This is a genomic window from Hahella chejuensis KCTC 2396 (assembly GCF_000012985.1).
Taxonomy (GTDB): Bacteria; Pseudomonadota; Gammaproteobacteria; order Pseudomonadales; family Oleiphilaceae; genus Hahella; species Hahella chejuensis.
In genome coordinates this window covers 5425751-5442123 of record NC_007645.1, presented here as the reverse complement: position 1 = coordinate 5442123, position 16373 = coordinate 5425751, and the positions used below count along the sequence as shown (strand labels likewise).

The following is a 16373-nucleotide window of genomic DNA, read 5'->3' as shown; positions in this document are numbered from 1 at the left end:
TGGCATGAAGATCTAAGAAAAATAACGGAGTAGCGTTCGATGATAAATAAAAATAAACGTTGGCGTCAGTGGACCAAATTACCGTTGGCCGTCGCAGTGGCGGCGACAATCTCTGCTCCGGCGCAGGCGTTTCAATTTTATCTGGGCGATATTGAAGGCTCGCTGGACACCACCCTTACCGCCGGAGCAAGCTGGCGGATATCCGATCGCGATAAGAATCAGTTGAGTCCTGGCAACCAGGGGCGCTGTGAAGGCGCTAGCTGCGCAGGGCCCTACTCAGATGCCGCTTCCTCTCACAATAGCGACAACGGCAACTGGAACTTTAAGAAAGGCGAGACTTACTCAAAAATTATCAAGGGCACCTCTGATTTAATGTTGCGCTATGGCGACTACGGCGGCTTTACGCGTTTGCGCTACTTCTACGACAAAGAGTTAATGGATGAAGGCCGGGCGTATGATGAAGTCGGTCAGACACGGCCATTGAACGATCAGGCGTTGGAGCAGGCGGGCGCAGACGTGCGCTTTCTTGACGCGTATGTCTGGGGTGACTGGTACTTTGGCGATACGCCAGTGAACGCTAGATTGGGACGGCAGGTAGTCAGTTGGGGGGAAAGCACATTTATCCTTGGCGGCGTGAATATTATCAATCCGATAGACGCCTCAGCCGCTCGGGCGCCAGGGGCCGAAGTCAAGGATGTATTGCTCCCAGTCAATATGTTCTATACATCGGTGGGCTTAACTGAAGACCTTACGACAGAGTTCTTTTACCAGATTGAATGGGAGAAAGCCGAAGCGGACCCTTGCGGAACTTTCTTTTCCAATAGCGACTCAGGTCCTGATGGTTGTGGTGGAATTAATACTCTGGCTCAGTTTCCTGAATCACAGGTAATTAATCTTGATGCTGGTACTGGCGCTTTAGTGAATGAAAGGCTTGGAGACCGGGAGGCTGATAATAACGGTCAATACGGTTTGGCGGTGCGGTGGTATGCCGCTGATCTGGGGGATACTGAATTTGGTTTTTATTACATTAATTACCATAGCAGACTGCCATACGCCTCATTCGTTAAAGGAGAGGGCGCAAGCGGCGTCGGCGCCAAATACTTTATAGAGTTCCCTGAAGATATACAGCTTTTTGGCGTCAGCTTTAATACCAGCACGGATAATGGCTGGTCTATTGGGGGGGAGTTAACCTACCGCCCAAATTTGCCAATTCAGAGAAACACTTTTGAACTGACGGCCGCAAGTAAGAATCAGCCTTACAGCGCTTTTTACGATGCTGACGATTCCGCTGGCGATGTTATACAGGGTTATGAAGAGTTCGCGGTAACGCAAGCTCAGGTAACCTTTATCAAGTTTATCGATCAGGTCCTCGGAGCAAGCAGGCTGACATTCGTTTCTGAAATTGGAGCGGTGTTTGTGCATGACTTGCCAAATGATTCCCGCTTAGGTCGGGACAGCACCTATGGTACCGGGCCGGTTGTCAACGATTCAGGAGCAAGCTGCGACGATGTAAATCTCAATCCTTCCTTTTGTGAGAATGAAGGTTTTGTTACTGACTTCTCCGCGGGCTACCGTATGCGTTTCACCTTGGATTATCCCAATGTGTTTGCAGGCATTAACCTAGAGCCGTCATTGGCGTGGAGTCATGACGTCAAAGGGTATGCGCCGGAGCCCGGAGCGCCGTTTAAAGAAGGCTCTAAAGCGGTAGGCCTGACTCTGAAAGGCGTCTATTTGAATAAATATTCCGCCTCCATTGGCTACACCAATTTCTTCGGGGGCGAGCCGTACAATTACCTCAATGACCGGGACAACGTTTCTGCAAGCGTATCGGTATCATTTTAGGGTTTAGTTAAGTTATTAAGGGTTTATGAGGTAGCCTCAATGAGATTGAATGCAATAATAAAACTCAGCGCTTTAGCGTTGGCGATATCGTCTTCACTCGCCTGGGCCAAGGCGCCAGCGGGCGAAGCGTCTAAATTGGGCGATACTTTGACGCCCATCGGTGCGGAAAAAGCGGGTAATGCTGACGGAACCATTCCGGCTTGGGAGGGTGGGTTGAAGACCATTCCTGCTGGCTATGACGGCGTTGATTACATTAATCCGTTCGCGGCGGAAAAGCCCAAATTCGTGATTAGCGCGTCCAATGCGGACCAGTATAAAGATCACCTGTCCGCCGGTCAGATGGCGATGCTGAAGAAATACCCCGGCAGCTACAAGATTAAGGTATATCCCACCCATCGCACTTCCGCTTACGATCAAAAGGTCTATGATGCGGCGAAGCACAACGCGACTTCTGTAGAGCTGGTCGCGGACGGCAACGGCATCACCGACTACCAGATGGCTGTGGCGTTTCCTATCTTGAGCGGTAGCTCTTCCGAGCAGGCCAAGCAGATCATTTGGAACCACATCACCCGCTGGCGCGGCGGCTCTTTGAGTCGACGCGTGGCGCAGGTGACGCCATTGGCGAACGGCGATTTCACGCCAGTTATTTTTTCCGAGCAGTTAAGTTATGTGAGTTCGTTGTCTGACTATAAGTCCGGCGCGGACCCCAACGTTATTTTCTATTTCAAGCAGGAAATTGAGTCCCCAGCGCGACTGGCGGGTAACGTATTGCTGGTGCATGAAACACTGAACCAGGTTAAGGAGCCTCGTCGCGCCTGGATCTACAACGAAGGTCAGCGTCGCGTGCGTCGCGCCCCTCAGGTCGCCTATGATGGTCCTGGCACCGCATCAGACGGTCTGCGCACCACCGATAACTTCGATATGTTCAACGGCGCGCCGGATCGTTATGACTGGAAAGTGCTGGGCAAGAAAGAAATCTATTTGCCCTACAACGCATATGATCTCAGCTCGAAAAAAGTGAAATATTCCGAGCTGGTGCAGCCTGGTCATTTGAATCAGGACATGGCGCGTTACGAATTGCACCGCGTATGGGTGGTGGAGGGCACACTGAAGCCAGGCTCCAGACATATCTATGCGAAGCGCGTCTTCTATGTTGACGAGGATACTTGGCAAATTGGCTTGGCGGATCATTATGACGGCCGTGGCGAACTGTGGCGCGTTGCGGAAGGGCACCATGTTTACTTCTACGATCAGAAGATTTCCTGGTTCTCCGCAGAAGTCCTATATGACCTGCTTTCCGGACGCTATCTGGCTCTGGGCTTAACCAATGAAGAGCCAAAGGGATATGAGTTCAATTTGGAGGCCAGCTCTCAGGACTTTACTCCCGCAGCGTTGAGACGGTCGGGAAGGAAGTAAGCGCGTCATGCGCGGTTAGCCGCGGGAGACAGGGCCTGACCTGTGCAGGCCCTGTCGTTGCAGACAAATAGAAGGAAGCTATTTGTTTGCCTGATTAATAGCGTGAATAATTGAGCATAGCTTTAAAGCGCATGGAGCCAGGCGTTGCTGGTTTCATGACGCGTATTGCCGGTGGAGCTGCTCTAATTGTTCGTCTTTCTTTCTCCATAGTTGTGCAATCCATTCCTGAAATTCTGAGCGGAACTCAGCATCGTTCATATAGTCTCGACTCAGAAACTGATCGGGAATGCGGATTTTTTCAATACGGATCACCACCTTTTTGATCTGCCCCGAGACCAATCCCCAAAAACCCAGAGCCTTTCCAGGGTAGTGAATGGTGATGTTGAGCATCGTATGCAAATGCTCTCCCATCGCCCCTAAGACAAACGCAGCGCCGCCGGCCTTGGGCTTTAGCAGGTACTTGTAGGGCGACTTCTGGTGATCGTGTTTGGCCTGGGTGAAACGTGTCCCTTCCAGGAAATTGAATACGGTAACGGGAGTGTATTTAAATTTCTCACAGGCTTTTTTTGTGGTTTCCAGATCTTTGCCTTTCAAGGCGGGATTGCGTTCAACCTGTTCTCGGGTGTAGCGCTTCATAAACGGGAAGTCTAACGCCCACCAGGCTACGCCGATCAACGGTACCCAAATCAGCTCTTGCTTAAGGAAAAATTTCAACATTGGAACTTTGCCGTTAAGCACTCTCTGTACAATGGGGATGTCGGCCCAGGTTTGGTGATTGCAGGTTACCAGATACCAGTCATCAGGTTTGAGGTCGCCATCGCCTTTCACATCCCACTGGATGTCATGAAGAAGATACAACAGCCCATTATTAATATTGATCCACAGTCCAGCGATGCCTATCAGCGCAATAGTGCAGTGTTTACGCAAGGCGCTAACCGGTATCAGCAGCTTAATAAAAGCCAGCGCCAGTACGAAAGGAAATAAAATAGTCGTTGAAAGCAGGATCAAGAGGACGGCTAGAACGCCCCGTAGCCAATGTGGAAGAAAGCTCAACATTAGTCGAAATATCTCGTTATTGTGTTTTCAGGAAATCTGAATTTTGCTTATCCAGGCGAATATGTAGGTCGCCTGTCGCGTTTTTCGGCGTTTATTTTCCAGCGGGCGAGTCGCCCCGATTCTTGTGCAGTGTGGATCAGTTTACGTGCGATGCCGCCATCAATTACTCCCTTGCTGAGATGAATGCTTCTTATCGGTTTTAAACCAGACCGCTGTTTTTTCCTGCGCCTGATGTCGTATTTCTGGTGTGATGTGCGCGGCGATAGTAGCGATGGCGCCCGCCATGACCGTAAGGTCATCGGTGTAACCCAGGATCGGGGTCAGGTCGGGAATCCCGTCTATAAGCGATATGAAATACCCCAGAGCGCCGTAGATGACCGTTTTGCACCACATCGGCGTGTTAGGCGATGCGGCGGTGTAATAGAGCGTCAATGCATGCTCTACCGTGGTGACGCCAGCGGCGGAGGCGGCTGCGCTCACCTTTTTCCACAGCCGGGCGCCAGAAACCGGCGGATGATTTTCCGATTCAATACGGGGGGGCTCGGAGAAGCGGTTACGGGCTAGATTGATACTCATAGTTTGTCCCATAGTCGGATGGAATCCATTTCATTTTACGCAACCCCGCCAGCAAATTCTGAATTAAATAACCAACGCTTGCATTTTCATCTGGAAAGCCTGAATAATCAAAGCATTGCGGCGTCACTGGGTTGGTCATACTTTTCCAAGTCATTGGCGCGGATCAGTCCCTGTATTTCTGCAATATAGGCTTCTCCCCGGGTAGAATACTTCGCCAGACCTGGAGTCAGGCTTTGCCCGGTGACAGGGAGTCCTTGCGCCCTTAGCTTTTCTCTGGTCTTGCGGAGATCGATATAGTGCAGATTCCGGTTGAGGTTGCGCATGTAGCTCATCACAGAGTGATAGATGGTATCGAAGCGCGCCACTTCGTGTTTCAGGTGAGAGGCTCTTTGCGCGGGTTCTATGCCGCATCCAGGTTTGAAGCACCATTGTCCGAACAAGTTGTTGCCTTCACGGGCGAAGCGGGAACTGCCCCAGCCGGATTCATTGGCGGCTTGCGCCAGCACCAGAGAGGGGGGGATGGTATCCACTCTGCGTAGCATAAGCTTGAAAAAGTCGTTATTAAAAGCGTTATCAAATGGCGCCCGATAGGCTTCCGCCAAGCGTTGCAGGCGTGCGGTGTCTTCAGTGGAGAAAGTAGTCTGACGCTGCATCTTTTGGATGAATTGACGCTCTTCCTTGATTTGTCGATTGGCTTGTTGCACCAGAGGCAACAAATAAGAGAAAAAAGCCTCTTTCTTTTCTCCGACATCTTGATAACTGCTGAAATCCGGAAGTGGGGCTGTTGGCGTCAGGTTGACGTTTTGAGGCTTGAGCTCTTTCTTATCTTCCTTAACTACTAGAGCATGTAAGTCATACCAGAGCGAAAATGTAAAAAGCCAAACCAAAGCGCCGCTAAAGGCAATAACGGCATAACTGCGGTAATTCTTCATGTACTACCCATCGTTTTTGCGAGCAGATTTTATTGTGCGTATTTAGTTTAGCTGATTCAACACTTTGGGGTAGTGGGCGGTAATGTCTGCTCCCCGCGCAATTAGTGCGGAGAGCAGGGGCGGGAGTCGTCGTTTAATCTGAATTTGCGGTTAACGCTTGTTGCTTGAAGCCGTATACCAGCCCGATACGGTCACCGTAACGGACTAATAACACCAGCAGATTGCCGCCGCTGGCGGCGAATCCTTCCATTGTCAGCGTTTCTCCGCCTGCGGGTTGCGGGTCGGTGAAATCCAACTTGAGAAGGTTTCTGTCGGCTCCAGTATTGGCGGCTGGAGACGCCTGTGGCGTCAGAGAGTAGTCCCCATCGTGATTTTCAATATCGCTGAGCGTTTGGCTGCCAATGGTCTGCGTTACCCGACGTTCGTTCAGGTGTAAGGTGGCGACAGAGGCGTCGTCGAAGGTCAAGGTGGAGAGGTTGTGATTCCCGAACACTGTTGCGCCTGCGCTGATGCCGAAGCTATTGCCGTACAACACATAGCTTGCGCCGGTGTAGTTGATGTCAGTGTCCGACAGCCTTACAGCATGAATGATGCCTTGGCCTTCCGTTTCGCTGTCGATATTGAACGACAGTACATTGCCGGAAGGATCACTGACCCCAGTTGCCGCGCCCGCTTTGATACGTCCGGTGTACTGCGTTTCATAGGCTTTGTCGTCATTGTTGTACTTGATAGTGGGCAGTCGCTCCAGCGCCAGAGACTCTGGGGTTTCCGTTGATACGCCTACGCCGGACGCGGAGCCGTCGGCGCTGCGGCTCATCTGATAGGTATGATAAATGTCGGGATCGCCAGCAACCGGAGCGGGTTGAGTTTGCGCAATATTGCTCGACGTCGCTTGCCAGTGGTGAATGGTGCCAGTGACAGACATAACCGGGTCTGTATCGAGTTTTTGTCGCAGGCTGATCACGCCATAGTCGCCGCCGTCTATAACGGAAGTACTGAAATCTGAAGATTGCCGGCTGTGGAAAAGCCAGCCGAAAGTATTTAGTTTTTCCAGCGTCAGCTCGCGGCTATATCCTCCAGTTGATTTAGCGGCCAGCTCAATCGCAAATCCATCGCTTAGGTAGGCGGAGGCCATAGAAGGTGAGGATGTGCTGTCGTCGTTGGTCGACTTCGTCGTGTACAGACGAGTGTAGAAGGGGTTGGTCAGCCAGCCGGTGGGGCTGACGCTGTCCTCCCGGGTAATGAACTGCGTTTGCAGACGCGCCATATCGAAAAAGCCGCTTGGGGACAGGTAGGTCAACGTTGAGCCGACATGGGCGTTGATATCGTCCTCTTCTGCTTGCGCCCCCGGGTTAAAAACGTCGTCGGAGACTTGCGTCAGGCTATGACGCTCCCAGGGGACCTGCTCGACGATAATGTTATTGATAATGCCCAATACGGTGGCGGTGAAGCTGGCGATGGGGTAGGAGTAAGTGGTGACCTCTGCGGACGTGTTGGTTTTGATGGTGGCGATACGGTTAGAGAACACAACGGTTGGGGAGCCGTTGGGCAAGCCTTGATTCAAGCCGGCGGCGAATAAAACGGAGTTATACAGCCCAGCTCTGTTTTCCAGTACGGGGGCAATGCTGGTTGAGGTTGCGCCGTCGATCTTTGTTTCGCGAATGGTGGCGATGAACTGATCGACGAAGTCGTCAAATAATTCGTTGTCGCCAAGAAACGCCATCGTTTCTTCCAGATCTGCGTTGTCCGGCAGGGTCACTTCAAAATCCTGCACCCCGTTCATCAACGCCGCCCAGTTCAGCATGCGCGCGGCTGCTTGTGAACCACAGGAGTCCCCTCCGTCATTGCAGGGCATCATGCCGTCAAGCTCGGCCTGAGAACTCAGGCTGCTAAAGAAGTCTCTGACCGCATATTCCGACGCGGCGGTGATCAGTATCCCTTTGTTTGCGTTGGGCAGGCCGGTGCGAATCACTGAGCCGTTACTGAGCTCCGCGGCAATAACCAAGTCAATTCTCTGAGGAATAGAGCCGTCGAAGGTGATGGTGTAGCTGCCGTCGCTGGAGCGATTGACGGAATAGTCATTGCTTGATATCACACCGCCGGAAATGACATTGCCGCGATAATCCAGCTGTTGGACGCTCAGGTTGGCTGCAACTTTGTCTCCTGCGGAGATGGCGTAGGCCGAAGCCGGCAGAAAAGCGTTTAATATTTTCTGTGCGACCGTGGCTTCTTGCATGCCTGGGGTGGCGAGCACTGCGACATTGACTTGTCTGGCGTCAATGGGGTCGGGTGGCGTTTCTCCACTGGCGTCGCCAGCGGGAGGATCAACTTTGTTGTCGTTCTTGGGCGGTGTATAACCACCGGCGCCATCAAGAGATTCGTCGCCGCCGCCGCAGGCGGAGAGTACGGATGCAAGCAGCAGGAGCCCGGAAATTTTTTTCAGCTCGCGCAATGACATAGGCAATTCCATTGTTGATTCTTATTGAGGCTGTTGCGGCTAGTCTAAGGGTTTTTACGGAGGGCGGAAAACCCTGGTATGAGGATTCTGTGAAGCAGTCCCAGCCGGAGAGGCGCAGGGATGGAAGGGAAGAAATCACCGCAGAAGACGAAGAGGCGCCTTCTGCGGCGGGAGACTGTCCAGGTGAAAGCGATAAGCTTTCTACAGAGACTAGAATTGCAAGGCGAATCCGACGTTCAAACCTTCATCCAGCGTGATGTCATTATTTCGTTCAATGTCCGCTTTGATGACGTGGTATCCCAGATAAATATCGGCGTTGGGAATAACGCGATAGGTGGTTTTTACGTCAAAACGGGAGAACTGCTCGGCGTCCTGAAAGGACGTGATGGATGGCGCGAAATGGCCTGCTACTTTGAGCCCCAATCCAGGGACGGCGGGAATCTTGATGTGCGCGTAGCCGCCTAATGCAATGGCTGAGCCGTCGACGTCACCTTCGGTAAAAACGTCGAGTTGGGCGCCAATTCCAACAGTAGTCGGCAGGTTGCCGATGGCGGTTTGTCCCCGAGCATGCAGATCGCCGTTGAGCAGGTGACCGCCGCCTTTGTGGTACAGGTAGCCAAGGCCTGTTTCGAAATCTCTGGATTGCGGCAACATATTGACCTGCACGTTAACGGACTCATCGCCAATGTTGAAGTCTAGTTCGGAAGCGGTTGCGATGTTGGCTCCCAACAGTGCGGCGGCGCCGATAGCCGCGTTAAGCCCTAAAAATCTCATGGATATGGTTGCTCCTGGTTTAATCATTCTGAGAAAAAGTTTCCGGCGAACTTCCGTTTGCGGAATGTGTCCATCTACGAAATAACAAGTAGCGGATTGCGGAAATACGCCCTCAGGCGCTAAAGGCGACAAGCCGACATCTTAACCACAGGCGAATGTCGGCTCAAATTAATAACCGGTTATCTGACGGCCTGGCTATTAATAAGTCACCAACCGTAGGTCATGCCTAGAATGGCGACAAAGTCTGGTGTGATGGTGGTGTTAAGGTCCTCTGCGATAGCAATATTCAATACCAGTGAATCACTAAGGGCTATTTGTCCCCCGGTGGTCAACTGCAACGAGAAATTGCTTAACTCGCGTAATTGGCTGTGGTAAAGCCCTGAATGGCTGTCTATCTGTGCGGTTAGGGTGAGGTAAGGCAAGGCGCGCCAATGGCCGCCGGCCCGCAGGGACAGCGCCCAGTTTTTTTGTAATGGCGCAAGGTCGAGGTCGCTATCGCCAAGGTAGCTGACGGCGGCTCCGGCGAATGGAATAAAGCGTTGTTCAGGGCTTGCTACCGCGCCTTCCCAACCTATTCCTGCCGAGAGATCCCAGGCTCCGCTGCCAGTGAGTTTGTCTGCGTCTCCGGTTGGCGCTTTTACTTCCAGTTGCGCCAGCCAATCCTGTTCCCAGAAGCGCAACTGTTGTGAGTAACCGACACGGACGTCGCCAATGCCGGAAGCTTCTTCACGAAAGTTCAGCAGCCGCTCGCCGTTGCGTTGGTACACATAGGCGAACTGATCGTTGGCGTCCTGTGTCCTGCCGCCCTGAGGGAGGCCGAACCATTCATGCCAATCGTAGATGAAGTCGTCCCATAGGCCTTTGCTGTGGTCGACATAGGGCGCTCTCAAGGTAAGTTCGGCGTCATTTGTGAAGCGCCAGCGCAGCGATAACGAGGTTATCGCCACCTCGCCGTCAAAATAGGAAATTTCGTTAATGTTCTCGTGTGTGACATACGTGTTTGCGGTGGCGTGTTGCAAACTGATCTCAAAGCCGGATGGCGCCGTGTTCAGCGCCGTTTGAATAGACGGCAGTCCAAATGTCTGGGCAAGGGGGGAAAAGTTTCCCACTTCGAAAGGAGTGGGAGACAGCGCCATCGCGTGGGAGGACAAGAGTACACAGACGCAGGGGGGAACTATCCCGTAAGTTATTTTTTTTAACGACGTCATCGGTTGGATGATTCCTTCATGTCATGCCAAGTTATATGAGTCGCCCCGCCCGTTTCATTCTCTCTCACGGAAGGAAGTGAAACTGGCGGGGCGATTCAGAAATTTTAGCTGCGAGCGTTAACCCACGAGGCTGATCAATACCTGGCCCGGTTTGGGCTGCAGGTTTTTCTTCACAGTGAAGAAGCTTAGCCCCCCGTTTTCACCCACTAAACATAGCGGCAATGGGTCCTGGTCTTGATTCTTTTCCTTAAACTGTTCGTAGGTGAAGTCTTTGGTAAGAGGAGTGCGCTTGATGACGGCGCCATGATTCAGCCGTTTCATGATGTGGTTGTAAGTGGCTTGAGTGGAGAACAGGGCGACCCCGGACAAATCCTCGGGTATCCACTGAGCGGGCTTGTCTTTATCCTCAGGTTCGCCGAGCTGATACACTTCTTTAACGCCGAATATGTCAGAAAAACGGATGCAAGCGAGAGAGTTCAGCTCCAGATTGGGCGTCAGCGCCAGAAAACGTCCCATACCAGTGTAGTTAACGCGCTCCAGTAATTGTTCGGAAAGCACGTTGCCCAGCAATGTTGGCGTTCCTTCCATACGGGCTTCTTTAATATTGCTCCACCGGGCGTCGACGATCAGCACGCTCACATTTTCATTTTTCAACGCTTTCGCAAGCGCATTGGTGAAAGCGTTGGAGCCGAGAATGATGCAACCCTGCGGATTGTCGTCGGACAACGCCAGCTTTTTCGCCAGAGGCCTGGCTCCCAGCCCATAGATGAGGATCGTGCCCATAATGATCAGGAACATGGTGGGAGGCAACGCCTCCGCTTCCTCATAACCGATGCCTTGCAGACGTACTGCGAAGAGAGACGCCACCGCAGCTGCGACGATGCCTCGAGGCGCCATGGAGGATAGAAACAACTTTTCCTTCCAGCTTAGGTTGCTTTTCACCGTGGACGCCCATACCGCGATGGGGCGCACCAGAAAGACCAGAAGTAAAAGGAAAGCGAAGCTGCCGGCGTGGATATGCTCCAGATCCTGTACATCAAGGCGTGCAGCGAGGACGATGAACATAGAGGAAAGCAATAGAACCCGCAGGTCTTCTTTAAAACCGACCAGATTGCGGATCGATACCAGGCGCTGGTTGCCCAGGTATATCCCCATGATGGTGACGCTGAACAGGCCGCTTTCGTGCTGTATCAGGTTGGAAGCAGTAAACAGACACATCACCATCGCCAGGGTGAAGGTGTTGCCCAGAAACTCGGGTATCCAGTGGTGACGCAAGGCGGTAGCCACCAACATGCCGGCAATCAAGCCCATCAAACCGCCTACCACGACGGTCAACAAAAAACCGGATAAAAACAGGGTGGTGGCTTTGCCCACGCTGGTGGAGACTACAGCCTCATAGACTAATACGGTGAGGAGCGCGCCAATGGGATCATTGAGTATGCCTTCCCATTTCAGAATGGAGTTAACCTGACCTTTGGGGCGAATCAACATCAACAACGGCAGTACGACGGTGGGGCCCGTCACGGTAAGAATGGCGCCGATCAGCAGGGCGAGAATCCAGGGAACGTCGAGCGTGATCCAGGACAGAATAAAGGCGAGAAACCAAGTGATCAGTATCCCCACGCTGACGAGACTGCGGACAGCGGTTGAGCTGGTTTTGAGCTCCGCCAGTTTAAGGCTGAGGCCGCCTTCGAACAGGATGATGGCGACGGCGAAAGAAATAGCTGGAAACAGGAAGTCGCCGAATATTTCGTCAGGGTTCAGCACGCCGGTCGTTGGGCCCAGCACAATACCGCTCAGCAATAATAATAGTATTGAAGGCAGTTTCAGTTTCCAGGCTATATACTGAGATGCGACGCCGAAAAACAGGATGGCGGCGAGGGCTACGACGACATGTTCGTTCAAAAGGGAAGCTCCGAACCGGAAGAGTTGAGGTTTAGCAGTCAGTTTTTCCGCTAAAGATAGCAGTTGATCCCTGGTGTGGCCAGCTTAAAGCCGATGCGGCAGTGGTTTGCGCAACGCGCCGCCTCCTGCTCCTGATCGCTGTTGAATACGTAGGCGGGATGGATTATTGACGGGAACATATATAGAGTTGTCGCTGTTCCAGGACCGGCGGTGAATAGGCGACTGGACGTCAGAAGCGTCAAAGTAAGGTTTTGCTACAATATCGATAGCGCTCTCAATGGTAGTAGGCAAACAGGGAGTTTAGGGGTTTGTGGGGTAAATTTAGTAAACGGCTGCGAAAGTATCCTTTAGGGTCGAAGGTCGTGGCGAGCGTTCTGCTGTTCAGCACAGCCGTCGCCCTGGTCTCCACCGGCGTACAGCTGTGGCTGGATTACCGCGCGGAAGTGGCGGCGCTCAACACCAGGCTGGATGATGTCGCCAGCACTTTCGAACCAGGACTGGCGAACAGTCTGTGGAGCATCAATCACGATAACCTGGATGTGTTATTGCGGGGATTGCTGCGCCTGCCGGAAATTTACAATGTCTCTCTGGTCACCAACTACCAGGATGTGTTTACCGCTGGTACGCCCCCATCCGGCGAGCCTTCCTTCAGTAAGGTATACCCCATCTATCAGCCGGGCATGGACAATTACTGGCTCGGAGATCTGACGCTCATCGCCACTTTGGAGCCGATTCAGCACAAAATTTGGGATCGACTGCTTATTATTCTGATTACCCAGAGCGTCAAAACCTTTGTCGTCGCTATTTTCTTTCTATTGATATTCTGGCTTTTGGTCAGTCGACATCTGGAAAAAATGTCGCAATATTGCCGCAGGCTTGAGATTGATAATCCGACGGCGACATTAACCCTTGACCGCAAGCCGCCGTCCTCATCGGACGAGCTAAGCCAGGTAGTCACAGCGATCAATAACCTGCGCATCCGTATGCTGGAGCAGACGCGTATCCTGCGGCAGTCCGAGCAACGCTCTCAAGTCGAGCGTTCGCAAGCGGTAAAGGCGAATCAAAGCAAGAGCGTGTTTATCGCCAATATCAGCCACGAGCTGCGTACGCCAATGAATAATATTCTTGGCTATACCGGTTTGTTGTTGGATACCCCCGTCTCACAGGAGCAGCGCGAGTATTTGCTGGCGGTGCAACAGAGTTCTGAGTCTTTACTGACCCTGTTTAACGACATGCTGGATCTCTCCAAACTGGAAGCCGGCACGACGCAAGTGGATTTGGCGCCGACCGAGTTGCGGGCTTTGTTACAGGCGGCGGTGGCGCGTGTTTCGACGGTGTCGGAAGCGAAAGGCCTTAACGTTGAAACCTTTGTGGATGCGGGACTGCCGACCCGGGTGCTGACGGATCGCAATATATTGTTGCGCGTGCTGGAAAGCCTGCTGTCCGTTGCCATTACGGTTACGGTCAAGGGACAGGTGGTGCTGCATGTGCATCCGGTGGCGTTTGACGAAGACCGGGTGCGCATTCGTTTTACTGTGGAAGACAGCAGTCCGGGCATCAGCCCCAATGAAATTGACACATTGCTGTCCAATACCTTTGAGGCGCCGGTTTCGCAAGGTCTGAATGAAGTTGGGACAGGGCTGAGACTGGCGTTGTGTAAGCAGTTCGTCGAGTTGATGGGCGGCTCTTTCGGCATCGAAAGTGAAGAAGGCAAAGGCACGACGTATTGGGCGCAACTGTCCTGTCAACGTGTGCAAAGTTACAGTCCGCAGATTCTCAATGAAGAGAATATTTTCAGAGAAAGCCGAATCCTGGTGGCCGACGCCAACGAACTCAGCCTCAAAGCGACTCTGGATATCTTCTCGGAAGAATCTCTGCTGCATTGTGATATCGCTAAAACTGCCGAAGAGGTCAAGGCGCTGGTGAATCAGGCGGTGGACTCCAAAGCCCCGTACAACGCGATGATTCTGGACGAGTCGCTACCGGGCGATGAGTTTATTGATCTGATCAAATTCATCAAATCCCTGGACTTGCAGAAAAACGCGCCGATCTTGACGCTGTCCTCACATCCGCAAAGAGAGCATGTGTCTGAGCTGAAGGGCGCGGGAGTATCCGGCTATCTCAGTAAACTGGACAGAGAGTCACACTTACGTGACGCCTTGTACACGGTTATGGTAGAAGAGCCGAATGAAACCTCGATTATCCTTTCTCCCAGTCTGATGACGTTCGAGGATCGCAGGGATTCAAAACGTTCCGGGTTACGTGTTCTGCTGGTTGAAGACAACACCGTCAATCGCAACCTCGCGCGTAAGATGTTGGAGAAGTGCGGTTGCCGAGTAGATTTTGCTGAAAATGGCGAAATAGCCATTCAACAGATGGGTTCAACCCATTTTGATCTGATATTTATGGACTGCTGGATGCCGGTCATGGACGGTTACGAGACGACCAGGCGTATTCGTGAGAGCGGTCAAAGCTTTTCCCATATCCCCATCGTGGCGCTTACAGCGAACGCATTTCCCGGCGAAAAAGAGAAATGCATGCAGTGCGGGATGGATGACTTCCTGACCAAACCGATCCGTTTCGAAGAGCTAAGCGCCATTGTTCGTCACTTTGAAGAAAAAGTTCTGGAACAAGCTTGATATGTCCCTTTTGGTGACAGGTTTCGGGCAATGCCGTTAAATTTTGAAAAATTAACGAAAAAAGCCCCTGTTAACCCCTGGCCATGGTTGAAAAAGCAGCCTTTTTCCCCTAAATCTTAGATTAAGGAAGGTTGTGACGCGTCAGAAGTTGTGTTCTACAGGCCTTCAGCTTCAAGCGTCAAGAAGTGGGAGCGGTACGGCAAAGGAGAATGCGCGGAATTTTATACTGAACACAAACGCCAGTGGATGAGCTGTACGAAGGTCGACTTAACGCTGACATTGAATAGGCGATGTGCTTATGAACATGTTTGTGACTGGAGATACAGCGATGCGTCAGTTTATACGTCATCCTACAGATATCCCTATTCTGCTTGAAAAGAAACGTCCCTCCAAAGAAGACTTATACTCTCAATCTGGTGTCTGTACTGACACAATAATCCATAAGAGCCCCGCCACCGTGGGCGTCAGTTGCTGTCCCGCCGCGTCCTCACACTGTATGCAAAACATAAGTTGTGGCGGAGTGTGCTGTATGTCGCCAACGCCCTATGAAGTGGGAGAGAAGGTGATGGTGGTTATCTCTTTTGTGCGTCCGACCTTCAGAACGCCTGCTCAGGTTATCTGGTGTAACGAGGTGGAGAACGGCTTTGAAATAGGGCTGCGTTTCATGAGCGAGAAAGACGCATTCGCCGCCCGGATGGTGGAGCAGGTATGCCATATTGAGCATTACAAGCGGGAAGTGTTGGCGACAGAAGGCCGCCGCATATCAGGGGAAGAAGCGGCGCGAGAATGGATTGAAAAGCACGCGCCGGACTTTCCCGAGTTTGACTCAGGCCCGGAAGTGATTACTCATTAACTGATAGAGGCGCGACTGCGCTGATAAGCGCGTAGTTCTCATGAACACGCCAGGAAATATTAAGGTCATATAAAGCCAAGCCATAGACTTTCGTGTCAGCTTGGCTTTTTTTATAGCTGGGCCGCGGGTCCAGTCCAATGGTCTCAATAATCAGCTCTCGAAGGTTGGGATATTGCAGGCTGTACTGGCGCAAGTTTTGTTCGGCCTCTTCTGTAAAGCGTACTTCCAGACAGGGTTCAGGCTTTTCCGCGGCATAGCCGCCTTCTGCTGCGTCTATCGCATCGACATAGGGAATATAGGGCTTGATGTCCAATACGGGCGCGCCGTCTACGAAGTCGCCCCCTTCTACGCTGAGTATCTGTAAGCCGTCACGCTCCTGAACGGACAACAGGCGCACGGCGGAGAGTCCGATAGGATTGGGGCGAAATGGGGAACGGGAGGCGAATACGCCGACTGACTTATTGCCTCCCAGTCTTGGAGGGCGCACTTTCGGTTTCCAGCCAGCTGCTGCGGTTTTGTGGAAATGAAACAGAACCCATATATGGCTGAATGCTGTCAGTCCTGACACCGCCTCTTCTGATGAAAACGCTTGTGAGAGCACGATTTCCGTGATGGCGTGCTTAACTAGCCCGGGTTGACGCGGCGCCCCGAATTTTTCTGGATAGCAGGAGCGAATATGACCGATAGGGCGATAGACTAGCTCTTCCATCACTA

12 protein-coding genes are annotated in these 16373 nt (G+C 52.2%); 4 read left to right on the top strand and 8 right to left on the bottom strand.

Annotated features, from left to right (window positions below):
- The first annotated feature begins 39 nt into the window (after positions 1–39).
- Together HCH_RS23790 and HCH_RS23785 are read left to right on the top strand one after the other, a co-directional pair.
- Positions 40–1842 carry a DUF1302 domain-containing protein gene (locus HCH_RS23790; RefSeq protein WP_011399034.1) on the top strand — a complete coding sequence of 601 codons (1803 nt, stop codon included), beginning with the start codon at positions 40–42 and terminating at the stop codon, positions 1840–1842.
- 39 nt (positions 1843–1881) lie between these two features.
- Entirely contained in the window at positions 1882–3258 is a 1377-nt protein-coding gene (locus tag HCH_RS23785; RefSeq protein WP_011399033.1) for a DUF1329 domain-containing protein, read from the top strand.
- A 153-nt stretch (positions 3259–3411) separates the two neighbouring features.
- Here HCH_RS23785 and HCH_RS23780 read toward each other — a convergent pair whose 3' ends face one another.
- The 7 genes from HCH_RS23780 to HCH_RS23750 form a co-directional block, all read right to left on the bottom strand.
- Positions 3412–4314 carry an acyltransferase gene (locus HCH_RS23780; protein ID WP_011399032.1) on the bottom strand — a complete coding sequence of 301 codons (903 nt, stop codon included), beginning with the start codon at positions 4312–4314 and terminating at the stop codon, positions 3412–3414.
- Between the two features lie 159 nt (positions 4315–4473).
- Positions 4474–4890: a YkvA family protein gene (locus HCH_RS23775; RefSeq protein WP_011399031.1), complete on the bottom strand. Its 417-nt coding sequence runs from the start codon at positions 4888–4890 to the stop codon at positions 4474–4476.
- 107 nt (positions 4891–4997) lie between these two features.
- On the bottom strand, positions 4998–5822 hold the full coding sequence (locus HCH_RS23770) for a glucosaminidase domain-containing protein (RefSeq protein WP_011399030.1): 825 nt from the start codon (positions 5820–5822) through the stop codon (positions 4998–5000).
- A gap of 133 nt (positions 5823–5955) precedes the next feature.
- Complete coding sequence (locus HCH_RS23765) at positions 5956–8292, bottom strand: hypothetical protein (RefSeq protein ID WP_011399029.1); 2337 nt, start codon at positions 8290–8292, stop codon at positions 5956–5958.
- 198 nt (positions 8293–8490) lie between these two features.
- Positions 8491–9054 (bottom strand): YfaZ family outer membrane protein, encoded by a 564-nt coding sequence (locus HCH_RS23760; RefSeq protein ID WP_011399028.1) that lies wholly within the window; start codon positions 9052–9054, stop codon positions 8491–8493.
- 206 nt (positions 9055–9260) lie between these two features.
- Complete coding sequence (locus HCH_RS23755) at positions 9261–10262, bottom strand: DUF3187 family protein (protein WP_011399027.1); 1002 nt, start codon at positions 10260–10262, stop codon at positions 9261–9263.
- Between the two features lie 117 nt (positions 10263–10379).
- On the bottom strand, positions 10380–12167 hold the full coding sequence (locus tag HCH_RS23750; protein ID WP_011399026.1) for a cation:proton antiporter: 1788 nt from the start codon (positions 12165–12167) through the stop codon (positions 10380–10382).
- Positions 12168–12529: 362 nt separating this feature from the next.
- On the opposite strand from HCH_RS23750, the gene HCH_RS23745 reads away from it, so the two are divergent.
- Entirely contained in the window at positions 12530–14806 is a 2277-nt protein-coding gene (locus tag HCH_RS23745) for a response regulator (RefSeq protein ID WP_011399024.1), read from the top strand.
- Between the two features lie 298 nt (positions 14807–15104).
- Positions 15105–15659: a PilZ domain-containing protein gene (locus tag HCH_RS35120; RefSeq protein WP_083769817.1), complete on the top strand. Its 555-nt coding sequence runs from the start codon at positions 15105–15107 to the stop codon at positions 15657–15659.
- Here the strand turns inward: HCH_RS35120 and tsaA are convergent.
- The gene (tsaA, locus tag HCH_RS23735) at positions 15649–16368 is read right to left on the bottom strand and encodes a tRNA (N6-threonylcarbamoyladenosine(37)-N6)-methyltransferase TrmO (protein ID WP_011399022.1); all 720 of its coding nucleotides are present in this window, start codon (positions 16366–16368) and stop codon (positions 15649–15651) included. The genes HCH_RS35120 and tsaA overlap by 11 nt on opposite strands.
- Between the last annotated feature and the right edge of the window lie 5 nt (positions 16369–16373).